This window comes from Bacteroides sp. K03 (genome assembly GCF_019734355.1).
Classification (GTDB): Bacteria; Bacteroidota; Bacteroidia; order Bacteroidales; family Bacteroidaceae; genus Bacteroides; species Bacteroides nordii.
Genome location: NZ_JAASHC010000003.1, coordinates 370543 through 395092, shown reverse-complemented (window position 1 = coordinate 395092; position 24550 = coordinate 370543). Strand labels below are relative to the sequence as shown.

The following is a 24550-nucleotide window of genomic DNA, read 5'->3' as shown; positions in this document are numbered from 1 at the left end:
TTTATAGGTTGTCAAGAGTGTACAGTTTTGTAAGTGTTAATTGTACACTTTTACTATACTATATTGTACATTCTTGATATGCTAAAGTGTACACTCTTATGAAATAAAACTCGGATGTTAAAAAATAGCGTTAACAATATTAACGCTATTGTATCGAGTTATACATTTGACAAATGATCCATAATAATGGATTTCTTTTCATGCTTTTATTTTGTTCGTGAACTCAGGGTTACCATATTATCAGGTGAAGGTTCTTTTCCCATTGAAGTAGAAAGTATATCTTTTTTTATGCCATACATATACAAAATAGGAGTGTTATCTGTCCCTATTAGTATGCAAGCATCATCCTGTTTAATCCACTTTTTTATTTCTATTCTTGTATAATCATTTGTTGCTCTATTTTCTATAATAAGTGCATTTTCTTGATATTCTTCATAAATATCTTTGAGTTCTGTTATACCGGCAACTCCTCCATATTGACGGAATGGTATCCAATGGCCTATAACGCAACTTTTTATGGCGCTAATAGGGATGTCCTTGAACAAGACATTAGACGGATCATATTGGGGATTGGATTCTTCTTTACTGCATGCAAACAATGACAAAATGCAAAATAATAAACAGATTAGTTTTTTTATAGTTTTCATAAGCTTAGGTATTTGTTTTATAGTTCAAAGGTTTTATTGACTAACAAATATAAATGCTTTTTTTAAATAAACCTACTGTTTGTAAGGATTGTTTTGAAAACAGTTGTAATTAATATCTTTCTTTTTCGTACAAATGCTATAAAACAAGGACACTGAATCCGAAATCTTAATTGGTTTTAGGCATTGTGTTTTATTCTTTTTATATAGATCATCAGGCTAATTACTGCTGTGATAAAAGCCAGTCCGTCTGATACCGGCATACTCATCCAAATGCCATTTAACCCATACCAACCGGGAAATAACAGAAGGCAGGGCAGTAAGTATACCAATTGGCGGGACAACGAGAGAAATATGCTGACTTTTGCTTTCCCGATACTTTGAAAGAAGTTAGAAATAACAATCTGTGCACCAACCAGAGGGAACATCAAGATACAGATACGCAGTCCTGTTGCTGCCATATTAATCAACTCCTCACTGTCAGTGAATATAGCAGAAACGGTGTGCGGAAAGAGTTCGCAGATAATGAAACCACTACTTGTGATCAGTACACCAACGATGATACCCAGGCGGAGCGTATGTTTTACACGATCCTGTTTTTGTGCACCGTAGTTGTAACCGATGATGGGTTGCATCCCCATGGTCAGTCCCATTACAATCATAACGTAGAGCATTAACAACCGGTTCATAATACCGTATGCGCCGATAGCCATGTCTCCACCATACTTTTGTAAGCTGTTGTTGATAAGGATCACGATGACACAAGCGGTTACATTCATTGCAAAAGGGGACATACCGATAGAAAAGATACTGGCTACAATACGTCTTTTCATTTTCCAGAAACCAGGACGGAAATGTACAAAACTCTCCTTGTTGCGGAAATGTTGCACTACCCATACCATACCGATAAATTGCGATACTACAGTTGCCATAGCCGCTCCCCGGATTCCCCAATGGAAATGGAATATGAATATAGGAGCAATAATTACGTTGGCTAATACAGTTACCAGAGAAGTCAGCATCGCTTTCTTTGGATATCCGGTGGCACGCATTACATTATTCAAACCTATCATGGTATATGTCACAGGAGTACCAAGTAGGATTACCTGCATAAAATCGCGTGCGTAGGGTAATGTAGCAGGGCTGGCACCGAAGAAATTTAGTATAGGATCCAGAAAAATAAAAGCAATGCCGCCAAATACTACCGAGTTAATAAGGCACAGCATTAATGTGTTACCCAACACTTCTGTTGCGCCTTCCATATCTTTCTGCCCCAGGCGAATAGAAGAAATTGTAGCCCCACCGGCCGAAATAAGTACACAGAAAGCTACCACAAGATTCATCAGCGGGAATGTAATGGCCAGGCCGGAAATGGCTATAGCTCCTACACCGTGCCCGATAAAAATACTATCAATAATGTTGTAAAGTGAAGTAATAGTCATTCCGATAATAGCGGGAATAGAGTATTGTAACAGAAGTTTCCCGATTTTTTCGGTTCCCAGAATGCGTGGGTCGGTTTGTTGAGCCATATATTGAGTCGTTACGGTTTTTTAAGTGGCGCAAAGGTACAAATAATTTGCCTTATCCATTGATTATTCTGAACTTTGCGCCGATGTAAATACAACGTTTAACGTTTAAAGGTAAAAGATGTTTATGGATGCTACAAAGACAATTGCTGCACTGTTCGATTTTGACGGTGTTATAATGGACACAGAATCACAGTATACTATTTTTTGGAATGAACAGGGACAAAAGTATCTGCATAAAGAGAATTTTGGTCCCGGAATAAAAGGACAGACCCTGGTGCAGATTTATGATAAATACTTTTCCGGAGATCTTGTTCCGGTACGTGAGCAGATTACTCGTGAACTAAATAAGTTTGAGAAAGATATGGTCTATGAATATCTTCCGGGGGTACAAGGTTTCCTTGCCGATCTTCGTCGTCATGGTGTGAAGATCGCTCTTGTCACCAGTTCCAACGAAGAGAAGATGGAAAATGTCTATCATGCTCATCCCGAATTCAAGACACAGTTTGATCGTATTCTTACCGGAGAGATGTTTGAACATTCTAAACCGGCTCCGGATTGTTTTTTGCTTGGAATGAAGATCTTTGAGACTACTCCGGAGAACAGTTTTGTATTTGAAGATTCTTTTCATGGCTTGCAAGCCGGGCGTTCTTCCGGTGCTACTGTTATAGGATTGGCAACCACAAATTCCCGTGAAACGATCACAGATAAAGCAAATGTTATCATGGATGATTTCATGGGAATGACCTATGAGAAGTTACTGTCTATGGTGAAATGAAACTTATTCTGCCACTAACTTATTTAATGTTTTCAACAAGTACTCTCGTTGCATAGGGCCGGGAGCTTGCTTGTTTCTTGTTTGGTTTATTGGAGTATCATCAAAGTTGTAATAATTCTGATAATAAAGTAATTAAACGGATTGGGAAATTCTCTAAAATATGAATTCTTCTTCTTTTCTTGTTTGTTATAAATTAAAAGTTATACCTTTGCGCCCAATTTATTAATTCATAAATATATAGAAACATGGCTGGATATATATCAGATGACACCAGAAAAGTGACTACACATCGCCTAATAGAAATGAAAGAAAGAGGCGAGAAGATATCTATGTTGACTGCTTACGATTACACAATGGCACAGATTGTTGATGGTGCCGGAATGGATGTGATTCTTGTCGGTGATTCTGCTTCCAATGTGATGGCGGGTAATGTGACAACTCTTCCTATTACGCTCGATCAGATGATTTACCATGGTAAGTCTGTTGTGCGTGCAGTGAAACGTGCTATGGTGGTAGTAGATATGCCGTTTGGTTCCTATCAGGGAAATTCAAAAGAGGGTCTTGCTTCTGCTATTCGTATTATGAAAGAGAGCCATGCCGATGCATTAAAATTAGAGGGTGGCGAAGAAATTATCGAAACTGTAAAGCGCATTCTTTGTGCAGGTATTCCTATCATGGGTCACTTAGGACTGATGCCACAGTCAATCAATAAATATGGTACTTATACGGTTCGTGCTAAAGATGAAGCAGAAGCTGAAAAGCTGATTCGTGATGCACACTTACTTGAAGAAGCCGGTTGTTTTGCACTGGTTCTTGAGAAGATCCCTGCCGAACTGGCTAAACGTGTGGCAAGTGAACTGACTATTCCTGTCATTGGTATTGGTGCCGGTGGTGATGTAGATGGTCAGGTGCTTGTTATTCAGGATATGTTGGGTATGAACAATGGTTTCCGTCCTCGTTTCCTGCGCCGTTATGCTGACTTGTTCACAGTGATGACGGATGCTATCAGTCACTACGTATCGGACGTAAAGAACTGTGACTTCCCGAACGAGAAGGAACAATATTAATATTTATGACAAACCATTTGTGGACAATTCATTTTATGCGGATATGTGTTGCTAATTTGCTGTTGTTCATATCCCTGTATATGCTATTTCCGGTTGTTCCGGTAGAGATGGCGGACCACTTGGGTGTGCCGGTTTCTCAAACCGGAGCAATGTTTTTGTTGCTTACTTTGGGAATGTTTGCCATTGGTCCCTTTCATGCATACCTGGTAGATGCATACAAGCGGAAGTATGTCTGTGCTTTCTTTTTTGCAACGATGGTAGCGGCTACGGTGGGATATGGCTTTGTTAATGATATCACACAGCTGTTGCTGCTTTGTTTCGTACAAGGTATTGCATTTGGTATGGCTACTACGGCAGGCATTACGCTGGCTATTGATATTACCAATACTAATCTGCGTAGTTCGGGGAATATTGCTTTCTCGTGGACGGCCCGGTTAGGAATGCTTATCGGCATAGCATTGGGGGTAGGTTTGTATCAGTGGTATGATTTTAAAACCTTATTGTATGTATCGGTTATTGCCGGATTGGCAGGCATTTTCTTTGTTTCCCGTGTTTATGTACCTTTCCGTGCACCGATTGTGACTAACCTATGTTCGTCCGACCGTTTTTTACTTTTACGAGGATGGTTGCCCGCTTTCAATCTTATGTTGATAGCTTTTATTCCGGGATTGTTGTTACCTGTTTTTCATAATTCATTGAGTGATGTGTTTATAGGTAATATCGAAATTCCGTTTTTTGCAATAGTAGGAGTGGGCTTCCTGTTTTCTGTATTGCTGGCAAGGTTTGTTTATCGTGAGGAGAAAACGCTGAGGGTTATTACTTTAGGAATTAGCCTGATGATGGTTTCTTTTATTTTACTGAAAGAACTGCCGGCTATTGTAACTGCCATATTGTTGGGAGTGGGACTTGGATTGGTTACTCCTGAGTTCTTGCTGATGTTTGTAAAACTGTCACAACATTGCCAGCGTGGCACTGCCAATACCACTCATCTTTTAGCATGGGAAACAGGCATGTCTTTGGGAGTTGCTGCTGCTTGCTATCTGAGCACTGAGTCTTCTGTAGATGCCGTTTATCATTTAGGGCGTATTCTGACTCCGATAGCTTTGCTGTTCTTCATATTGCTAACCTATCCCTATTTTAAGAAAAAGCGGGTACGATAGTTGAATAATTGAAAATTGAAAGTTGAAAATTGAAAATGAAAGACTGCTGGTAAATCTCCAGCATGTTTCTTCTGCCTTTCTTCCATTTTCAATTTTCAATTTTCAACTTTCAATTAATATATGGTATAAAGATAATCAATCCTACGATTGCTGCTGCAATAGCACATATCAGTACGGCGCCTGCTGCAATGTCTTTTACCTCACCGGCTATCGGATGCCATTCAGGAGATACTAAGTTCACGAGTCGCTCAATGGCTGTATTGAATGCTTCTGCCGCGATAACAACCCCTATGCAGATAATAATTGCTACCCATTCGAACTTCTCTATATCGAAAATAAAGCCTGCAATAATTACTAACATAGCAATTGTCAGATGAATCCATACGTTGTGTTCCCTACATACAAAGCCTCTGATCCCTTTCCATGCATAGGTAAAGCTTTTCAGACGTTTTTTTATACTGAATGATTCCATAAGTACTGTATCCTAATTAAATGATCGTATCATTGAAACGCAGATTATCGCAAATTTACGCAAAGAATATCGTCTCTCAAATGTAGCAAGCCATCTAATCTGCGAAAATTTACGATCATTCGCGTTTCAATAAAACATTGGCACATTGGCATATTGGCACATTGATTCATTATTTTTCAATTTCTGCTCACTTGTTTCACTCCTTTTACCGTCCTTAATTTCTTTATCAAAGCTTCCAGACGACCTGTATCACCTACCATGATAGTCATTGTACCCGAGAACAGGCCATCATGGGAGTCAATGCCAATGGAACGTAACGTGATATTGTTTTCTTTAGAAATAATCGAAGTAATGTTTGTGACAATACCAATGTCATCATGTCCCACTACACGGAGTGTGATGGGGTATTGTGTTCCCTGTGATTTTCCGGCCCAACGGGCTTTTACAATACGATATCCAAAGCGTTCTCTCATTTGATCTGCGTTCGGACAATCCATGCGATGAATCTTGATACCTCCGGATACAGTAACAAACCCGAATACTTCATCTCCATAGATCGGATTACAGCATTTTGCCAGTTTGAACTCCAGTCCTTTCAGGTTTTGATCAATGACAAGTACATCTTCTTTGCCATTCGTCTCTTCTATCTGGTTTTGCAGGTTATATCCTTCGGCACTGCGGTATACAATTTCATCATGTGTATCGTTGTCTCGTTTTTGCTGTTCTGTGTATTTGTCGAGCAAGTCGTTTACATCCAGTGTGCCATCGGCTATCGCCTGATAGAACTCTGTAACTACCTTATATCCTAATCGCTTGATGAGGCGCATCATTGTACCCTCATCGTATTCCATCTTCCGGTTCTTAAATTTACGTTCCAGTGTTTCTTTGGCAAAGTCATGCTGGCGTGCCACCATCTCTTTCAGTGCCTGTCGAATCTTGGTACGAGCCTTGGAGGTGGTTACAATGTTCAGCCAATCCTGCTTGGGTGTCTGGGTGTTCGATGTCATGATCTCTACCTGGTCACCGCTGTTCAGTTTTTGTTTCAACTGGGCGTTTTTGCCATTGACCTTTGCACCGATACATTTACAACCTAATTTGCTATGGATATGGAAAGCAAAATCGAGTACAGTTGCTCCTTTGGCCAGTTTGAAAAGGTCTCCTTTGGGTGTAAATACGAACACTTCATCCTCGTACAGATCCATTTTGAACTGGTCCATCACTTTCATTGAATCATTGTCCGGATTCTCAAGTGCTTCACGTACAGAAGTCAGCCATTCGTCCAGTCCTGTCTCTCCTTTGATACCTTTGTACCGCCAGTGAGCTGCAAGACCCCGTTCGGCTATTTCATCCATGCGACGGGTACGTATCTGTACCTCCACCCATTTTCCTTCCGGTCCCATTACGGTGATGTGGAGCGATTCATATCCATTACTTTTAGGGATAGACAGCCAGTCACGCAAACGCTTCGGATTGGGCTGATACATATCTGTCACGATAGAATAAGCCTGCCAACACTCCTGTTTCTCTTTGTCCGGATCCGAATCGAGAATGATTCGAATGGCAAAAAGGTCATAGATACCTTCAAAAGGCGTTTTTTGTTTCTGTATCTTGTTCCAGATAGAGTGGATGGACTTGGTACGCCCCTTAATGTCGAATTTCAGCCCGGCCTCTTTTACTTTCTTTTGTATCGGTTCTATAAAAGCAGCAATGTACTTGTCCCGCGATGCTTTTGTTTCATTCAGTTTGTCTTTAATGAAATAATAAGTATCCCGGTGAATATACTTCAGAGACAAGTCTTCCAATTCCGACTTCAGTTTGTAGAGCCCTAACTTATGAGCTAACGGTGCATACAGATAGGCCGCTTCATTGGCTACCTTGATACGGTCTTCCTCATTTTCCGAATCCTTGATTTGCCGCATTACGTTTACACGGTCGGCAATCATAATAAGGATTACGCGCATATCTTCTGCAAAAGAAAGAAGCAGGTTACGGAAGTTTTCTGATTCGATAGCAGGACTTTTAGCATACAACTCATTGGTCTTTACCAATCCTGTGATAATACTCGAAACATCCTCTCCAAACTCACTGCGGACAGTTGCGGGAGATAATACGTTATTTTTTACAATCTCGTGCAGCATGATACCTATCAGGCACGATCCTTTCATTCCTATCTCATCGGCTACAATAACAGCCGTTTGTAAATCCCTGATAACAGGATTCATCCCAAAATTGTTACGGCGCAGACTATTGCACTGTGCAGCATGAATAAGGTATTTCTTCAGCTTCCGGGTATCGTCCTTCGTGATACTTTCTCCTGCTGACCGTATCAGCCGTTTATATAAAGCGAATAACTCAGCTTTCTCTTTTTCTGTGAAAAATGAAATATCCTCCATGATAAATAATTATTTAATGTGCCAATATGTCAATGTGCCAATTAGCTGCGCTGTGATACCGAATGGTAATTGGCACATTGGTATATTGGCACATTACTACATTATTTCGATGTAAAAGTAGTTTTTTTTGTTTAGTAAAAGGGCATAACTAAATAACATTTTGTATTTTTGGGCATCAATTAATAAAAATAGATACGTATGATGACACCACAAGACAAAGAGTTGCTTGCCAAAAAAGGTATTTCGGAAGCTCAGATAGCCGAACAACTGGCATGCTTTCAGAAAGGTTTTCCGTTTTTGAAATTGGATGCAGCTGCATCGGTTGAGAAGGGGATTCTTGCTCCTGATGCAGATGAGCAGGGGGCATATCTTGCAGCCTGGGATGCATATAAGAATACAGAGAAGACGATTGTGAAGTTTGTTCCTGCCTCCGGAGCAGCCAGTCGTATGTTTAAGAATTTGTTTGAGTTTCTGGGAGCCGACTATGACCGGCCTACAACGAAATTTGAGCAGGCTTTCTTTGAGAGCATTGAGAAGTTTGCGTTTTATGATGATTTGAATGTAGCCTGTCAGCGTACAGCCGGAAAGGACATTTGCGGATTAATAGCCGAAGGAAATTACAAAGCAGTGGTATCTGCCCTGCTCGAAGAAGCCGGATTGAACTACGGTGCTTTGCCTAAAGGACTACTCAAATTCCATAAATATGAAGAAGGTTCACGTACGCCGCTTGAAGAACATTTGGCCGAAGGTGCTATGTATGCTGCCGGAAAGTGTGGCAAGGTGAATGTGCATTTTACTGTTTCTACTGAGCATCGTGAACTGTTTAAAGTTTTGGTAGCAGAGAAAGCCGGAGAGTTTGCCCAGCGTTATGGGGTAGATTACAATATCACTTTCTCAGAGCAGAAGCCCAGTACAGATACGATTGCTGCCGATATGGATAACCAGCCTTTCCGTGATAATGGTAAGCTGTTGTTCCGTCCGGGTGGTCATGGAGCACTGATTGAGAATCTGAATGATCTTGATGCCGATATTATCTTTATCAAAAACATCGATAATGTAGTACCTGATAGATTGAAAGCAGATACGGTGCTTTATAAGAAACTGATTGCGGGTGTGCTGGTTGCTTTGCAAAAACAAGCTTTTGAGTATCTGGAATTATTGGATAGCGGTGATTATTCTCATGAACAGGTGATGGAAATTCTTCAGTTCGTACAAAAGAAACTATTCTGTAAGAATCCGGAGACCAAGAATCTGGAAGATTCGGAATTGGTGATGTATCTGAGAAAGAAACTGAATCGTCCGATGCGTGTTTGTGGTATGGTAAAGAATGTAGGCGAACCGGGAGGTGGTCCGTTCTTAGCCTATAACAATGATGGTACTATCTCATTGCAGATTCTGGAAAGCTCTCAGATTGATATGAATGATCCTACTGCCAAAGAGATGTTTGAGAAAGGTACTCACTTTAATCCGGTAGATCTGGTATGTGCCGTGCGTGATTATAAAGGCCATAAATTTGATTTGACGAAGTATGTAGATAAAGCTACCGGGTTCATATCTTATAAGTCTAAGAATGGCAAAGATCTCAAGGCTCTTGAACTTCCCGGATTGTGGAATGGTGCAATGAGTGACTGGAGCACCGTGTTTGTAGAAGTGCCACTCTCTACTTTCAATCCTGTAAAAACGGTGAATGATTTATTGCGTGAGCAACATCAATAAACACGTTGAAATAGAAAGAAAAAAGCCAGGCTCCATGCAAAGGAGGCTGGCTTTTTTCTTTCCTTACACTTTATATGCGGGAATTATTTTTTTAACTTCTTTTGTTCCTTCTCAAAACGTAACTTCTATTTTAGATTCACCATCTTCAGTTTGATAGAGTAATATGTTTCCTTTATTAAATTCTTCCATAAATAAAAACAGTTTCCTTTATATCTTACTGATTGCATAGATAGCTTCCGGTAAGATCGATTTTCTAACATTGTTTCGTCCTACTATCAGATTGACTGGTGCCAATGAGTCAATAGAGAGGTCTTTGATATTTTTATAGTTTTTAATGACTATCGACTTCATGAATTCTTAGGTTATATGGATGAATAACTACGCAAATGTACATAAAATCTTTTGTTTTTCTCTTTATGTATACAATGTTTCTCTAAATGTACTAATTTTGTAGCATTAAAATTAAACACTCAAAACCAATGAAGAAAATACTTTTACTCGGTTCCGGTGAATTAGGAAAAGAGTTTGTTATTTCTGCCCAGCGTAAAGGGCAATATATCATTGCATGTGATTCGTATGCCGGAGCTCCTGCTATGCAAGTGGCTGATGAGTATGAGGTGTTCAACATGCTCGATGGAGAAGAACTGGAACGCGTAGTCAGGAAACATCAGCCGGATATTATTGTACCGGAAATTGAAGCCATTCGTACAGAACGCCTATATGACTTTGAAAAGGAGGGAATACAAGTAGTGCCCAGTGCGCGTGCAGTAAACTTTACAATGAATCGTAAAGCTATTCGTGATTTGGCAGCTCAGGAGTTGGGCTTGAAAACGGCTAAGTATTTTTATGCAACTTCTCTGGAAGAATTGAAAGAGGCTGCTGCTAAAATTGGTTTTCCATGCGTGGTGAAGCCATTGATGTCGTCTTCCGGTAAAGGTCAGTCATTGGTGAAAAGTGCCGATGAATTGGAACATGCCTGGGAGTATGGTTGCAGTGGTAGCCGTGGAGATATTCGTGAGCTTATTATTGAAGAATTTATTAAGTTTGACAGTGAGATAACATTGCTTACTGTTACTCAAAAGAATGGTCCCACTCTTTTCTGCCCGCCTATCGGACATGTACAAAAGGGAGGAGATTATCGTGAAAGTTTCCAGCCCGCACATATTGATCCTGCTCATTTGAAAGAAGCGGAAGAAATGGCTGAAAAAGTGACTCGTGCTTTAACCGGTGCTGGTTTGTGGGGAGTAGAGTTCTTCCTGAGCCATGAGAACGGAGTATATTTCTCCGAACTTTCTCCTCGTCCGCATGATACGGGTATGGTGACTTTGGCAGGAACACAGAATCTGAATGAGTTTGAGCTTCACCTGCGTGCCGTACTTGGTTTACCTATTCCGGGCATCAAGCAGGAGAGGATAGGAGCCAGTGCTGTTATTCTATCAACAATTGCCAGTCAGGAGCGTCCTCAATATCGGGGGATGGAAGAGGTGACACGCGAAGAAGATACATATCTGCGTATTTTTGGTAAGCCTTTTACCCGTGTTAATCGTCGTATGGGAGTGGTGCTTTGTTATGCTTCTTTGGGTTCGGATTTGGATGCATTACGTGACAAGGCAAAACGAATTGCTGAAAAGGTAGAGGTTTTCTGATAATTATAGAAAATAGATAAAATAAGAGGGCTGCACATGCAGGATGTTTAATTCTGGTGTGTAGCCCTTTTTGTATTAACATTGTTAACGCCACATCAGGCATCCTATTCTTTATATTATAAAAGTACGTATTTTATAGGTGTAAATTATGCATATTAAATATGGGTTAATTAGGTAATTAACGGAGATTTAAATACGTTATTTTGTAATGAATAAATAGTATATAATAAAACGTTGTTTATTAATGAAATAGTGTATTGAAATACTATAAAAATATATTCAACTCATTATTTATAATAAAGAGATAATTGATGATTTGTGAATTCTGGTTGTTATTAAGAAAAGTGTTTCAATAAACGTTCGTTTAATGGCACACTTTTTTTGAGGTCTTTTTAAGAGAAATATTTAATGGAGGAATACATGAAAATATTAATTTTTCCGGAAGATCATATTATTGAATATCAAAGATATACAACGTAAAAAAATAATGTTTTGAATTTTATATATAGAAATATTTTGTACTTCTAATTATACGTTTTACCTTTGTGCCATTAAACGAACGTTTATTGAAACGTTTTTATCTTCTAAACGCTTCGTTTCCAATATTAAATAAATTCTAAAAAGTTGACGGTTTGAAAGAGGTTCTATGTCTCATTCAAACCGCGAAGCGCACCCGAAACTAAGGAAAAAACTTCCCAATCATTTCTCGTAAATGTCTGAACAACAACAATATTGGTTTGCCGCCCGTACTCGCGACAAGCAAGAATTTGTCATCCGGGATTCTTTAGAAAAATTGAGAGCCGATATTAATATTGAATATTATCTTCCTACTCAATTTGTTATTCGCCAATTAAAATACCGTCGTAAATGTGTTGAAGTTCCTGTTATTCGAAACTTGATCTTTGTTCGTGCCACTAAACAGGATGCCTGCGATTTATCAAATAAGTATGGTGTTCAACTTTATTATATAAAGGACTTTGTGACTCGTGCTATGCTTATTGTTCCCGATAAACAGATGGAGGACTTTAAACAAATAATGGATCTTAATCCCGATAATATCAGCTTTGACAATGAAGTTCTCACTGTTGGTAGTAAAGTTCGTGTGATGAAAGGTGATTTATGTGGTGTTGAAGGTGAGTTGGCTTTAGAGGCTAATAAAACTTATGTCATCATTCGTATTGAAGGTGTATTGACAGCCAGCGTAAAAGTGGCGAAAAGTTATTTGAAAGTAATCAGTTAATTTTATGAATAAAACAGAAGAATTGCAGCAGCTTGCTCAAAAATCACTCTACTTAGGTTTGGATGGTGACCCAATTTACGCAGAGCATTTTAGTCGTTTGAATAAAGAAATTCAGATTCTTTCCGATGCTCTTTATTCTGTTAAGGGTGATACTCCCGAAGAAGAAGCCGGCATTTGCCTGGCTTTGTTGATGGGTTACAATGCCACTATCTATAGTGATAAAGATAAAGAAGCGAAAAAACAGTCCATTCTCGACCGTGCTTGGGAGGTATTAGAGCAACTTCCTCCTTCTTTATTAAAATGTCAGTTGCTGACGTATTGTTATGGTGAAGTTTTTGAGGAAGAGTTAGCACAAGAAGCTCATGCAATCATTGATAGTTGGCAGGGACGAGAGCTGACGGCCAAAGAGCAAGAGGTTGTTGAGAATCTTCGGAATTTGGAGGAAAATCAATATCCATATAGTGATTTTGAATAATGGTTCTGCCTTATTTTTTTACAAATATGAATTGAGGATTTCATAACTTATATTCTTTTTGTTACATAATATGACTTTTTGATTTATTTCTCGTAGAGAATAATCCTTTTTCTCGTAGAGAATCGGGATGTTTCTCGTAGAGTTTCTTATCATTCCTCGTAGAGAAAAAAGTGTTATATGCAATTACTTGATAACTAATGTTTTATGTAATACTATAAATGTATTTATATTTCTTAATATAGAAATAGCACTTTTTTTAAGAAACCATTGTCTGATATTTTTTAATTCGTTACAAATTTGTTTTTTTACCTATATGATAACTGACCTGTATAAAAGTTTATAGTATATCTATATATTATAGGTCAACCCCACAAGATACTTACTTAAATAGATACTCAAATGAAAGCTTGTTTTATGGGCTTAGGCTACATTGGCCTTCCTACTGCTATTATAGCAGCTAAACACGGTATTCAAGTTACCGGTGTTGATATTAATCCGAAAGTTGTTGAGATGACCAATCAGGGGCAATTACATATCATTGAACCGGGTATGCAGGAACTTCTTCAGGAAGTTGTTTCTGCCAAGCAGTTAAAAGCTTCTACTACTCCTGAAATCAGTGACGCCTATTTTATGGTAGTACCCACTCCCTTTAAGGGTAATCACGAACCGGATATTTCGTATGTGGAATCCGCAACCCGTGCAGTAATCCCTTTGTTGAAGGAAGGTGACTTATATGTTATCGAATCTACTTCACCGGTAGGCACAACAGATAAAATGGTTCATTTAATATTTAGCCTTCGTCCAGAATTGGAAGGCAAAATATTTATAGCGTACTGTCCGGAACGTGTATTACCGGGAAATGTAATACATGAGTTGGTACACAACGATCGTGTGATTGGCGGTATGGATGAAGCATCTACAGATAAAGCAATTGAGTTTTACAGCCAATTTGTACAAGGTACGCTACATCGGACTAATTGTAAAACAGCCGAGATGTGTAAACTGACAGAGAATTCCTCGCGAGATGTACAGATAGCATTTGCAAATGAATTATCTCTTATTTGTGATAAAGCAGGTATTAATGTCTGGGAATTGATCAGCTTAGCCAATAAGCATCCGCGTGTAAACATTCTCCAGCCGGGTTGTGGAGTAGGAGGACATTGCATTGCTGTGGATCCTTATTTTATCACAGCCGATTTTCCGATAGAATCTCAGATAATATCAAAAGCCCGTGAGATCAATAACTATAAATCCTTTTGGTGTGCAGAGAAAGTAGAAAACGCCATGTTGAAGTTTGAGTTAGAGCACCATCGCAAGCCTGTTGTCGCCATGATGGGATTAGCTTTCAAACCGGATATTGATGATTTACGTGAGGCACCGGCAAAATACATCACAACAAAGGTGATGCAAAGTTGCAACAATGCAGATATATTGGTAGTTGAACCGAATGTGACAGAACATAAAGTTTTTAAACTCACTGATTATAAAGAAGCTTATAAGCAGGCGGATATTGTTGTATTCTTGGTAGCTCATTCTGTATTTAAAGCTTTGCCTTATGATGACACAAAAGTGATACTTGATTTTTGTGGGATCTATAAAAAATAAGTATATATTATTATGAAAAAAATAATGTTAGTCTTCGGGACTCGTCCCGAAGCTATAAAGATGGCTCCATTAGTGAAGGAGTTCCAGAAGTATCCGGAGACATTCCAAACCATTGTATGTGTAACAGGCCAGCATCGTGAAATGCTTGATCAGGTACTTCATCTTTTTGACATTAAGCCGGACTATGATTTAAATATAATGAAACAGGGACAAGATCTTTATGATGTCACTTCCCGAGTACTTTTAGGTATGCGTGACGTTTTGAAAGAAGCAAATCCGGATATTGTCTTAGTACATGGTGACACCACTACATCCACTGCTTCAGCTTTAGCTGCCTTTTATCAACAAATTCCTGTTGGTCATGTAGAGGCAGGACTTCGTACCCATGATATCTATAGCCCCTGGCCCGAAGAAATGAATCGTTTGATAACCGGCCGTATTGCTACTTATCATTTTTCTCCAACTGCACTAAGCAAACAAAATCTATTGGATGAAGGGATAAGTGAAGAAGCTATTACCGTGACAGGCAACACTGTGATTGATGCTCTTTATATGGTGGTTGATAAGATTAAATCGGACAAGCAGTTAGGAAAGGAGTTGGAGACCCTACTTCGTGAATCCGGTTATGACGTAAATCGTTTGAATGGTACTCGAAAGTTAGTTCTCATTACCGGACATCGACGTGAGAATTTTGGTGAAGGTTTTATTTCGATGTGCAGAGCAATAAAGGCCTTGACTGAGAAGTATCCGAATGTTGATTTTGTTTATCCGATGCATTTAAATCCCAATGTTCGCAAACCCATTCACGAAGTATTTGGTGAAGACTTATCCGATTTGGATAATATGTTCTTTATAGAGCCATTGGAATATCTTTCGTTTGTTTATTTGATGGAGAAATCTACCATTGTTCTTACCGATAGTGGAGGCATTCAAGAGGAAGCGCCAGGACTTGGTAAGCCTGTTTTGGTTATGCGTGATACCACGGAGCGTCCGGAAGCTTTAGAAGCGGGAACAGTAAAACTGGTGGGTACGGATTATGATAAGATTGTAAATGAAGTTTCTGCTTTACTGGATGATAGAGAATATTATGATAAGATGAGTAAGGCTGTAAATCCATATGGGGATGGACTGGCTTGTGGACAGATATGTTCTTTATTTAATTTTTCTAAATGTTAGCAGCGGGTAAGCTAAAAAGAAATTTTGTAATGCTAGCTATTGCTACAATTTGTAGTAAATGCATTGGTTTTCTGAGAGAAATATTGTCAGCACAGCAATTTGGATTATCTAATGAGTTTGATATTTATTTATCTGTATTTGTAGTTCCTGGAATAATTATTAGCCTTTTGACATATGCTGTTCCCAATATTATTATTCCTAAATTAAATAGGAATATGGATGATCCTACTTTCTATCGTTATTTCGCATCTCATTTTTTTACTCCATATGTGCTGTTTTTGATATTTATTGTTATTGTATATCATTTATTTATAGGGTCTTATATTAATATTTTAGCGTTTTCTCATGAGCAAACAATATTAGCTTTAAAATTAGGGCGCCTTTTATCTATATATGTGTTTTTCGAGTCCTTTTTTAATTTGCTGATGACACTTTACAATTCAAAAGAAAAATTTATATTACCTGCTTTTTTACATTTGACACTGCAATCAAGTGTAATATTATTTATGCTTTTATTTTCCAAAAGAGTAGGGGTTGTTTCTATTTGTTATGGTTTAGCTTTTGGTGCAGTACTAGAATCTCTTCTTTTTTTAGTAGTACTAAAAAAACAGTCAATTTTGAAATATTTTACATTTAAAATGTCGTATACTCCAAATCTTTTGTCTAATATATTTGTTGTTTTAATAATTGAAGCTTTAGGGCAATTTTATACATTTTCGGATAGGATCTATGTTGCATATTTACCACAAGGATATATAACAGGATTATATTATGCTAATATTGTAAAGGAACTTCCATTTACTGTATTAGGAATAACTTTAGGCGGAATTTTACTCCCTAAAATAGTAAGAGTTTATCAAAATAATGACTATATTATTTTGGATGGATTGATGAGGAAGATTCTGCTATATGTATTTTTATTGGCGTCTCTTATAGCTTTATTTTTAATACTAGGTAATAATTATATAATATCATTACTGTTTGAACGGGGGGCTTTTTCATCTAATGATACTTCCTTATCATCACACTTATTGTCTTTGTTTGCCATTGGATTACCATTTATGTTTATTCAATTCATTATTATTAAGTTATACTATACGTTGAAATTAGAAAGATATATATTTTACTTCTCTATATTGTCTGTTTTGTTAAAATGTTTTTTGAGTTTTTGTTTTGTGCAAGTAGGTTATTATGAGGGGTTGGCATTATCAACATCTATTGCTTATATGTTTAGTGCTAGTTTATTTATACTTATGTATTTTGTAAAAATACATCCGTACTTAGAGGGTAGAAGAAAAATATTATGATATTGTCTTTTTTACAGTTTTTTGCTTTTGTTTTTATCATAATATATGAATTTAGGAGAAAATCAGTGTCAATTTTTCTTTGGGGAACTCTTTTTGTAATGTTCTCAATACCACATTTGCTGATGTTTTTTGTTGGTAGTTTTGAATATCCATCTTGGGTGATAGATAAAGTTTCAATATTTGTGGTATTATTTTGCATATTTTATATGGTGGGAATTAAATTAATTCCTTGGAATAATCGACCGAATATATCGTTGTTAGTTCCTGAAAATAAGAGTTATATAACTACATTTGTTTTTCTTTTATTCGTTTTGATCTTCGTAAGGACTCTTGTACTTTATAGAGCCACAGGTAGTTTGCTAAATACTTCATGGGCAGAGAATAGAAATGTATCTGATGAAGTCTTTTTTATGAAGTTGTATGCCTATTTTTATTATGTTTTTTCTTCTGTGCTGCTGTTATGCTTTTTGTATAGAACACATTTGAAAATAGTTGTTGTTATAGCTTTATTAGTCTTTGGCGTAATATTATCACGAAATAGAATGGAAATTCTTCCTTTATTTATTTCTATATATTGGTTTTATATTTTAAAAGAGAATAAGTTTGGTGGTCTATTTTTTATAAAATGTTTGTTATTATTGGTATGTGCTGTATATTCTATCTTTGCATTACTAATTTTTAGGTATTATGGTAGCATTGATATGTTTTTATCTTCTGATATTAAGTGGGGAGATTTCAATGAGGTTGTGACTAATATGCTTTTTGAAGGAGATGGCGAACTTGCTTTACGTAAAGTATTTTATTATTTTGTTTATCATGATAATGATTTTGGGGGATTTGGAGAAGGGCATACTTATTTTAGGATTTTATTATGGTTTCTGCCAACGAGTTTAAGCTTTGGAATAAAACCTGATGATTTTGCCATAACTATGGGGCAAGCTTGGATTCCAGGAATTGCGAATTTTAGTGTTCATCCTACATTATTTGGAGATTGCTATGCTAATTTTGGAATGTGTGGATGTTTTCTTGGACTTTTTTGGGGAATATTTATTGGAGTATTAGATTCGTATATACGTAAAGCTATGTATAATAATATAAAAGGTTTTCTATTATTGATTTTAGTATCTTCAAATTTAGTGACTATAGCTAGAGGATCTGTTTATAATGGTTTTATGTGTCTATTTGTTGGAGTTATAATCTTGAATATAATTTTTAAATTTCTATCCTTCCATAAAAGTTTAGATTCGTAGGTATATGGTGTTTTATGTTTTTGACCGAGTCAAATAGATATAAAAATAGGATTAAAAAATGATATCAAATTATCTAAAAGATACTTTTCCAAGTGTTTAATATTAATTTGTTGAACTGTAATAATTATTGAATAAATATGAGAATATGTTTTTTTTGTAAAATAAAGGATCGCAAACTTTTGGATACGATAGAATTCTATAAAACAGACATTGATTGTTTAAAAGAGATAGATGATAAAATGGTAATTGCTACTAAGTATTCGGAAATAGATTGGAAAGCAGATATTTTGTTTGTGTGGTGGTGGACTTATGCTTTTTTACCTGTTTTTATATTTCGTTTATTACGGAAGAAAGTATTCATAACAGGTACGTTTAATTATTATGTTCCTAAAGGTGAGATTGATTATTTTCGTCGTCCTTGGTGGCAAAGATATTTAATAAAAGGAGCATTTAAGTTGGCTACTAATAATATTTTAGTATCTAAAAAGGAATATGATATGATAAGAAGAGATTGGGGATGTGAAAATATGTCTTATTCTCCACATGGAATAGATACAGAAAAATATAAATTGAAACAAGGGGAGCGAGGTGATTTCTTTTTGGTAGTAGGATTAATAGGAGGGCATAGTATTGTTAGAAAGTCTTTTATAGAGATTGTGGATGCTGTAAGTTTGTTAATCTCTCAAGGATATGTTGTAAAGTTGAAGATAGCAGGGCACAAGGGTGATGCCTTTGATTTTTTTTCTAATTATATAAAAAAATTGAAATTAGAAAATTATATATCATTTTTAGGTAGTGTTAGTGTAGATGAGAAAATATGTTTAATGCAAAACTGTTATTGTTATATTCAACCGTCTAAATATGAGGGATTTGGCTTAGCTGTAGCTGAAGCTATGGCATGTGGTGCACCTGTTATTGTTAGCCAAGAGGGAGAATTACCAACCTTGGTAGGTAATTCTGGTTTTATACTAAATGATATAACTCCTTTAAGTATTGCAAAAGTAATTAAAACTGTTAGTGAGCTTTCTAATATAGAAGAATATTCAAAATTAAGCCGTCAGCAAATTGTTGATAATTATGATGTGAAAAGGAGGTTTAGGGAATTAAAAAATATTATATTAAAAGGATAATTCTTTCTCATATGAATGCTATAGGATTATATCGAATCGAACATTGGTGCTATCTTAAAAAGATACCTATATTCCCAAAACTAATTCACTCTCTTATTTTCTTGTTATTTAATTCTCATATTCCAGCTTCTTGTACAATTGGAAAAGGTACCCGTTTTGGATATGGAGCTATTGGAGTGGTGATTCATTCAAATGCTATTATTGGAAAAAATTGTATAATTGGTACAAATGTTACTATTGGAGGGCGAGGAAGACCAGGTGTACCTATTATTGGAGATAATGTTTATATTTCTACTGGAGCAAAAGTTCTTGGACCAATCAATATAGGAAACAATGTAACTATTGGTGCAAATGCTGTGGTTATTACGGATGTTGTTGACAATGCTGTAGTAGGAGGAGTACCTGCAAAGATATTAAAGTAAAACTCCGTATGAAATTTGTTATGTGGTCATTGACGTAAATGTACTTGGGTAACCTAAAATTTATTATACCATATTGGGATAAGACTATATTCTTGATTTTTTTTTCATTTCTATATTGTAGCAATTATTCTTTTAATGTAGTAATGAGGAATGGTTATTATTGTACTAAATAGTAGCACTAAATAAAATAGAAATGTTGAATATTATATGTCATTGATAGTTAATTTTCATCTCTACTCCCAGATATTGAAAAATATGGGAGGAAGATATTTTTTATTTCGTGCCTCTTATGAAATGCAACGTAAATCGGGTTTATTACGGCTTAGATATCCGGTGAACTATAAGTTGCAGAAGTTTTTTTCATTAGAGGAATGGAAAGAGAAAGTACTACCGTTCTTCTTTGATTCGTCAAAAGAGGTCTCATTCAGTAGAGTGCATACAGATAATTTGGCTTCTGATTTCCATCGGGTTGTAAAAGGGGAGTGCTGTTTTTTTTCATCTGCATGGTATGATTTGGGTACTGATTATGATTGGGTGACTAATCCTGATACAAATTATAAATATGACGTATCCAAGCATTGGACAGAGGTGGAAGACATTGTACAAGAAGCCGGAGATATCAAGTATGTATGGGAGAAGTCAAGATTCTCATATCTCTATACGGTGATACGATATGACCACTCAACCGGAGAAGATCATAGTCAGTTCGTATTTGATCAGATACAGGACTGGATTGATAAAAATCCTCTGAATTGCGGACCGAATTATAAGTGTAGTCAAGAGATTTCGTTAAGGGTTCTCAATTGGATTTTTGCTCTGTATTATTACAAATCATCCCCTTTTTTAACAGAAAGTTGTTTTCAGAAGATCATAAACTCTATATACTGGCAGATAAAGCACGTCTATGGTAACATTAACTTCTCAAGAATAGCAGTCCGTAATAATCATGCTATAACAGAGACATTAACATTGTATATTGTAGGTTTACTTTTTCCATGGTTTCCGGATGCGAAGTTATGGAAATCGAAGGGAAAAAAGTGGTTCGAAAAAGAGATCGAATATCAGATAGCAGAAGATGGAACGTACCTTCAGTTTAGCATGAATTATCACAGGGTGGTGATTCAATTACTGACATGGGGCATTGCTCTTGCTCAAAGGAATGGAGAATGTTTTAGCGAACATGTCTATCAGCGCGCTTATCAATCTGTCAATTTTCTATATCAGTGCCAGGAATTATCAAATGGATATTTACCTAATTATGGTTCGAATGATGGAGCTCTGTTTTTTAAATTAAATGATTCGGATTATAGAGATTACCGTCCTCAGCTCGATGCTCTTCATTATCTGCTTACCGGTGAAAATCTTTATGATGATGTATATGAGGATAGAGGTTGGTATGCAAATAATCGGAATTGTATACATGCTGAATTTGCTCCTCTCAAGCAGAAGATAGGATGTATCTCTTTTGATGTAGGAGGGTACTATTTGATACGTGAACAGGATACATTGACTTTTATTCGTTGCGGTAAATATAAGGATCGTCCGGCACATGCAGATAATTTGCATATGGATGTTTGGTATAAAGGAGAAAATATATTGATGGATGGAGGTAGTTATAAGTATAATACGGATGCTTCGGATATCAATTACTTTATGGGGACCCAATCTCACAACACAATCATGTTGGGCAATAATAACCAGATGTTGAAAGGGGCAAGATTTATGTGGTTTTATTGGTCGCAAGCTTTAAAGGCCTCTATACAGGAGTTGGATGATTCTTATTGTTTTTCGGGAGTAGTAAGTTGTTTCAGGCAATTAGGACACGATATAGCTCATTCAAGAAAGATTATAAAGAAGAAAAATGCTCCGGAATGGATGGTTGAGGATATTGTTTTGAATAAACCTCAAGGGAGCAAAATACGCCAACTGTGGCATACCCAATCTTCAAGAATAGATTTTAAATCTGTAAGTCATAATTACATTTCGTCCAAGGGTATGTACTCTGAATATTATGGACAAAAAAAAGAGAATAAAGAAATCGAATTTATAAGTGATACAGAATCTAAATCTATAACAACAATTATTCAAGTGATTTAAAATGAAAGTTCTTTATTTTCATCAACATTTTACGGTCCCTACTCAGGCTGGAGGTACACGATCTTATGAATTGGCAAAACGGCTCGTTGAACGTGGACATTCGGTTTGCATGGTATGTGGTGAAACTGCAAAGTTGGACTTACCGCGCACTCAAATGAAAAATGTGCACAGAGGGATGGTAGATGGAATTGACGTGATACAAATAGCTTTGCCCTATTCGAATAAGGATGGGATAGCTAAAAGAGCATTAACGTTTATAAAGTTTGGCTGGAAAGGAGTACAAATCGCATTAAAAGAAGAGTACGATTTATTGTTTGCCACTTCAACACCATTGACGGCTGGTATTCCGGGAATTGTGATGAAACTGTTCCGAAAGAAGAAATTTATATTCGAGGTACGCGATTTATGGCCGGAACTTCCTAAAGCATTGGGGATGAAGAATCCGCTACTTTTATGGGGAATGAGTGTTCTGGAATGGTTAAGTTATCATTATTCGGATGCTTGTGTGGGACTTTCACCGGGGATTTGTGAAGGTATTCGAAAGCGTAGTCAATCAGGAAAACGCATAGCTATGATACCCAACGGGTGCGATTTGGATATATTTAAACCTGCTCCAAGGGAGCTTTTGAAACTAAAGGGTATAAAACCAACAGACAAAGTTGCTGTATTTACAGGAGCACATGGAATTGCTAATGGGTTGGATGCGATATTGGATGCTGCAAATGAATTAAAAAATAGAGGCAGAAATGATATTGTATTGGCGTTTATCGGGGATGGAAAAATGAAACCTCATCTACAGGAACGGGTGGAAAGAGAAAAACTGGATAATTGCCGGTTTTATGCTCCGATACCTAAGAAAGAATTAAATGCAATTGTTGCATCGGCAGATGTGGGGTTAATGGTATTGGCGAATGTTCCTGCGTTTTATTATGGAACTTCACCTAATAAGTTTTTTGATTATATCTCATCGGGATTGGCTGTTTTGAATAACTATCCCGGTTGGTTGGCCGATATGATTGAAAAAAATAATTTGGGAGTAGTGGTACCACCGAATAATGCACAAGCTTTTGCGGATGGTTTGATTAAGCTGGTAGATGATGATAATTATAGAATGAATGCCGGACAAAACGCAAGGAGGTTTGCAGAAGCTAATTTTTCAAGAATAAAACTGGCTGATGATTTTGTATCGTTTCTTGAAGAAATTTCTTCGACAGATTAATTTTTTAATTCTGGCTATAATATATGTATCGTTCTTTTTTGAAACGTTTAATTGACTTTAGTCTTGTTTTTTGTGCTTTGGTGATTTGTTGTCCTGTACTTTTCATTATTGCTCTTTGGTTACATTTTGCTAATAAAGGTGCGGGCGTTTTCTTCTTGCAAAATCGTCCCGGCAGAGATGGTAAAATCTTCAAAGTTATAAAATTCAAAACCATGACGGATGAGCGTGATTCAAAAGGTTGTCTTTTACCTGATGAACAGCGTCTGACAAAAGTTGGTAAGTTTGTCCGTTCTACTTCTATTGATGAACTACCCCAATTAATAAATGTGCTAAAAGGTGATATGGCTTTGATAGGGCCTCGTCCTTTATTACCTCAATATTTACCTTTATACAATAAAGAGCAAGCTCGGCGTCACGAAGTTCGTCCGGGTATAACAGGCTGGGCTCAAGTGAATGGTCGTAATGCTATCTCGTGGACGAAGAAGTTTGAACTGGATGTGTGGTATGTGGATCATTGTTCTTTTCTGTTGGATTTGAGGATTTTCCTCTTGACTATCAGGAAAGTTTTTGTTCGTGAAGGAATCAGTTCTGATACTTCTGTTACAATGGAACCTTTTACTGGAAATAATTAAACGAATGTATTTATATGGTGCAAGTGGTCATGCCAAAGTGATCATTGATATTTTAAAAGCTAATCATGAATCGATTGAAGCTTTGTTTGACGATGATGAGTCGCTTACTCATCTTCTTGACTATCCCGTACTACGTCCGTCGGAAGTCCGGGGACCGTTGATAATCAGTATCGGAAACAACAGGATACGTTCTAATATAGCGAAGATGTTGTCAGTAGAGTTCGGCCGGGCTATTCATCCGCTTTCTATTGTTTCACAAGTCGCAAACATTCATTTAGGTAGCGTTGTAATGCCGGGTGCCATTATTCAATCTTGTGTCAGTATTGGGAAGCATTGTATCATTAATACTGGTGCATCGGTTGATCATGATTGCGTAATAAGTGATTATGTACACATCGCTCCACACTCTACACTTTGTGGCAATGTATATGTGGGCGAAGGTACGTTGATTGGTGCCGGATCTACAATAGCTCCGGGTGTGAAAATTGGTAGTTGGAGTGTGATAGGCGCTGGCTCTGTTGTAACCAAAGATATTCCGGATCATGTATTGGCGGTGGGTAATCGCTGTAAGATAATAAAGAACTTATAAATATAG

The 24550-nt window shown here is 37.0% G+C and carries 22 protein-coding genes; 17 read left to right on the top strand and 5 right to left on the bottom strand.

Annotated features, from left to right (window positions below; all coding sequences use genetic code 11):
- Positions 1 to 206: 206 nt before the first annotated feature.
- Complete coding sequence (locus tag HCG69_RS04085; RefSeq protein WP_221648960.1) at positions 207 to 647, bottom strand: hypothetical protein; 441 nt, start codon at positions 645 to 647, stop codon at positions 207 to 209.
- 176 nt (positions 648 to 823) lie between these two features.
- Positions 824 to 2173: an MATE family efflux transporter gene (locus tag HCG69_RS04080; RefSeq protein WP_002560693.1), complete on the bottom strand. Its 1350-nt coding sequence runs from the start codon at positions 2171 to 2173 to the stop codon at positions 824 to 826.
- 124 nt (positions 2174 to 2297) lie between these two features.
- Between HCG69_RS04080 and HCG69_RS04075 the strand changes: the two genes are divergently transcribed.
- The 3 genes from HCG69_RS04075 (at position 2298) to HCG69_RS04065 (ending at position 5175) form a co-directional block, all read left to right on the top strand.
- Positions 2298 to 2948 carry an HAD family phosphatase gene (locus HCG69_RS04075; protein WP_221648959.1) on the top strand — a complete coding sequence of 217 codons (651 nt, stop codon included), beginning with the start codon at positions 2298 to 2300 and terminating at the stop codon, positions 2946 to 2948.
- Positions 2949 to 3193: 245 nt separating this feature from the next.
- On the top strand, positions 3194 to 4015 hold the full coding sequence (panB, locus tag HCG69_RS04070; RefSeq protein WP_002560691.1) for a 3-methyl-2-oxobutanoate hydroxymethyltransferase: 822 nt from the start codon (positions 3194 to 3196) through the stop codon (positions 4013 to 4015).
- 5 nt (positions 4016 to 4020) lie between these two features.
- A complete protein-coding gene (locus HCG69_RS04065; RefSeq protein WP_221648958.1) occupies positions 4021 to 5175 on the top strand; it encodes an MFS transporter in 1155 nt (384 codons plus the stop codon).
- Positions 5176 to 5284: 109 nt separating this feature from the next.
- On the opposite strand, the gene HCG69_RS04060 is transcribed toward HCG69_RS04065, so the two are convergent.
- Both HCG69_RS04060 and HCG69_RS04055 read right to left on the bottom strand, forming a co-directional pair.
- The gene (locus HCG69_RS04060) at positions 5285 to 5647 is read right to left on the bottom strand and encodes a diacylglycerol kinase family protein (RefSeq protein ID WP_221648957.1); all 363 of its coding nucleotides are present in this window, start codon (positions 5645 to 5647) and stop codon (positions 5285 to 5287) included.
- Positions 5648 to 5823: 176 nt separating this feature from the next.
- On the bottom strand, positions 5824 to 8040 hold the full coding sequence (locus tag HCG69_RS04055; protein ID WP_221648956.1) for a bifunctional (p)ppGpp synthetase/guanosine-3',5'-bis(diphosphate) 3'-pyrophosphohydrolase: 2217 nt from the start codon (positions 8038 to 8040) through the stop codon (positions 5824 to 5826).
- 198 nt (positions 8041 to 8238) lie between these two features.
- Here HCG69_RS04055 and HCG69_RS04050 point away from each other — a divergent pair, with 198 nt between their 5' ends.
- Entirely contained in the window at positions 8239 to 9756 is a 1518-nt protein-coding gene (locus tag HCG69_RS04050; protein WP_221648955.1) for a DUF4301 family protein, read from the top strand.
- Positions 9757 to 9963: 207 nt separating this feature from the next.
- Here HCG69_RS04050 and HCG69_RS04045 read toward each other — a convergent pair whose 3' ends face one another.
- Positions 9964 to 10107 (bottom strand): hypothetical protein, encoded by a 144-nt coding sequence (locus HCG69_RS04045; RefSeq protein WP_221649093.1) that lies wholly within the window; start codon positions 10105 to 10107, stop codon positions 9964 to 9966.
- A 110-nt stretch (positions 10108 to 10217) separates the two neighbouring features.
- Between HCG69_RS04045 and purT the strand changes: the two genes are divergently transcribed.
- The 13 genes from purT to HCG69_RS03980 all read left to right on the top strand — a co-directional run bounded on the left by purT (position 10218) and on the right by HCG69_RS03980 (position 24544).
- Entirely contained in the window at positions 10218 to 11402 is a 1185-nt protein-coding gene (purT, locus tag HCG69_RS04040; protein WP_263668521.1) for a formate-dependent phosphoribosylglycinamide formyltransferase, read from the top strand.
- Between the two features lie 712 nt (positions 11403 to 12114).
- A complete protein-coding gene (locus HCG69_RS04035) occupies positions 12115 to 12642 on the top strand; it encodes a UpxY family transcription antiterminator (protein WP_002560678.1) in 528 nt (175 codons plus the stop codon).
- Between the two features lie 4 nt (positions 12643 to 12646).
- On the top strand, positions 12647 to 13117 hold the full coding sequence (locus HCG69_RS04030; RefSeq protein WP_221648954.1) for a UpxZ family transcription anti-terminator antagonist: 471 nt from the start codon (positions 12647 to 12649) through the stop codon (positions 13115 to 13117).
- A gap of 399 nt (positions 13118 to 13516) precedes the next feature.
- The gene (gene wecC / locus HCG69_RS04025; protein WP_221648953.1) at positions 13517 to 14722 is read left to right on the top strand and encodes a UDP-N-acetyl-D-mannosamine dehydrogenase; all 1206 of its coding nucleotides are present in this window, start codon (positions 13517 to 13519) and stop codon (positions 14720 to 14722) included.
- 12 nt (positions 14723 to 14734) lie between these two features.
- Positions 14735 to 15898 (top strand): non-hydrolyzing UDP-N-acetylglucosamine 2-epimerase, encoded by a 1164-nt coding sequence (gene wecB / locus HCG69_RS04020; RefSeq protein ID WP_221648952.1) that lies wholly within the window; start codon positions 14735 to 14737, stop codon positions 15896 to 15898.
- A complete protein-coding gene (gene murJ / locus HCG69_RS04015; protein WP_221648951.1) occupies positions 15892 to 17205 on the top strand; it encodes a murein biosynthesis integral membrane protein MurJ in 1314 nt (437 codons plus the stop codon). Before wecB ends, murJ begins: the two co-directional genes overlap by 7 nt.
- Entirely contained in the window at positions 17202 to 18455 is a 1254-nt protein-coding gene (locus HCG69_RS04010; protein ID WP_007485204.1) for an O-antigen polymerase, read from the top strand. The genes murJ and HCG69_RS04010 overlap by 4 nt, the downstream gene beginning before the upstream one ends.
- Before the next feature lie 179 nt (positions 18456 to 18634).
- The gene (locus HCG69_RS04005) at positions 18635 to 19585 is read left to right on the top strand and encodes a glycosyltransferase (RefSeq protein WP_221648950.1); all 951 of its coding nucleotides are present in this window, start codon (positions 18635 to 18637) and stop codon (positions 19583 to 19585) included.
- 11 nt (positions 19586 to 19596) lie between these two features.
- Positions 19597 to 20007, top strand: coding sequence for a serine O-acetyltransferase (locus tag HCG69_RS04000; protein WP_255585411.1), 411 nt, complete (start codon positions 19597 to 19599; stop codon positions 20005 to 20007).
- Between the two features lie 207 nt (positions 20008 to 20214).
- Positions 20215 to 22104, top strand: a complete 1890-nt coding sequence (locus HCG69_RS03995) for a heparinase II/III family protein (protein WP_221648949.1) — start codon at positions 20215 to 20217, stop codon at positions 22102 to 22104.
- 1 nt (position 22105) lies between these two features.
- Entirely contained in the window at positions 22106 to 23323 is a 1218-nt protein-coding gene (locus tag HCG69_RS03990; protein WP_221648948.1) for a glycosyltransferase family 4 protein, read from the top strand.
- Positions 23324 to 23346: 23 nt separating this feature from the next.
- A complete protein-coding gene (locus tag HCG69_RS03985) occupies positions 23347 to 23955 on the top strand; it encodes a sugar transferase (RefSeq protein WP_221648947.1) in 609 nt (202 codons plus the stop codon).
- A gap of 4 nt (positions 23956 to 23959) precedes the next feature.
- A complete protein-coding gene (locus HCG69_RS03980; protein ID WP_221648946.1) occupies positions 23960 to 24544 on the top strand; it encodes an acetyltransferase in 585 nt (194 codons plus the stop codon).
- Positions 24545 to 24550: the final 6 nt, after the last annotated feature.

Coding starts and splice junctions, on each gene's coding strand:
- HCG69_RS04085 (WP_221648960.1), bottom strand. CDS start 647: ATGAAAACTATAAAAAAACTAATCTGTTTATTATTTTGCATTTTGTCA.
- HCG69_RS04080 (WP_002560693.1), bottom strand. CDS start 2,173: ATGGCTCAACAAACCGACCCACGCATTCTGGGAACCGAAAAAATCGGG.
- HCG69_RS04075 (WP_221648959.1), top strand. CDS start 2,298: ATGGATGCTACAAAGACAATTGCTGCACTGTTCGATTTTGACGGTGTT.
- panB (WP_002560691.1), top strand. CDS start 3,194: ATGGCTGGATATATATCAGATGACACCAGAAAAGTGACTACACATCGC.
- HCG69_RS04065 (WP_221648958.1), top strand. CDS start 4,021: ATGACAAACCATTTGTGGACAATTCATTTTATGCGGATATGTGTTGCT.
- HCG69_RS04060 (WP_221648957.1), bottom strand. CDS start 5,647: ATGGAATCATTCAGTATAAAAAAACGTCTGAAAAGCTTTACCTATGCA.
- HCG69_RS04055 (WP_221648956.1), bottom strand. CDS start 8,040: ATGGAGGATATTTCATTTTTCACAGAAAAAGAGAAAGCTGAGTTATTC.
- HCG69_RS04050 (WP_221648955.1), top strand. CDS start 8,239: ATGATGACACCACAAGACAAAGAGTTGCTTGCCAAAAAAGGTATTTCG.
- HCG69_RS04045 (WP_221649093.1), bottom strand. CDS start 10,107: ATGAAGTCGATAGTCATTAAAAACTATAAAAATATCAAAGACCTCTCT.
- HCG69_RS04035 (WP_002560678.1), top strand. CDS start 12,115: ATGTCTGAACAACAACAATATTGGTTTGCCGCCCGTACTCGCGACAAG.
- HCG69_RS04030 (WP_221648954.1), top strand. CDS start 12,647: ATGAATAAAACAGAAGAATTGCAGCAGCTTGCTCAAAAATCACTCTAC.
- wecC (WP_221648953.1), top strand. CDS start 13,517: ATGAAAGCTTGTTTTATGGGCTTAGGCTACATTGGCCTTCCTACTGCT.
- wecB (WP_221648952.1), top strand. CDS start 14,735: ATGAAAAAAATAATGTTAGTCTTCGGGACTCGTCCCGAAGCTATAAAG.
- murJ (WP_221648951.1), top strand. CDS start 15,892: ATGTTAGCAGCGGGTAAGCTAAAAAGAAATTTTGTAATGCTAGCTATT.
- HCG69_RS04010 (WP_007485204.1), top strand. CDS start 17,202: ATGATATTGTCTTTTTTACAGTTTTTTGCTTTTGTTTTTATCATAATA.
- HCG69_RS04000 (WP_255585411.1), top strand. CDS start 19,597: ATGAATGCTATAGGATTATATCGAATCGAACATTGGTGCTATCTTAAA.
- HCG69_RS03995 (WP_221648949.1), top strand. CDS start 20,215: ATGTCATTGATAGTTAATTTTCATCTCTACTCCCAGATATTGAAAAAT.
- HCG69_RS03990 (WP_221648948.1), top strand. CDS start 22,106: ATGAAAGTTCTTTATTTTCATCAACATTTTACGGTCCCTACTCAGGCT.
- HCG69_RS03985 (WP_221648947.1), top strand. CDS start 23,347: ATGTATCGTTCTTTTTTGAAACGTTTAATTGACTTTAGTCTTGTTTTT.
- HCG69_RS03980 (WP_221648946.1), top strand. CDS start 23,960: ATGTATTTATATGGTGCAAGTGGTCATGCCAAAGTGATCATTGATATT.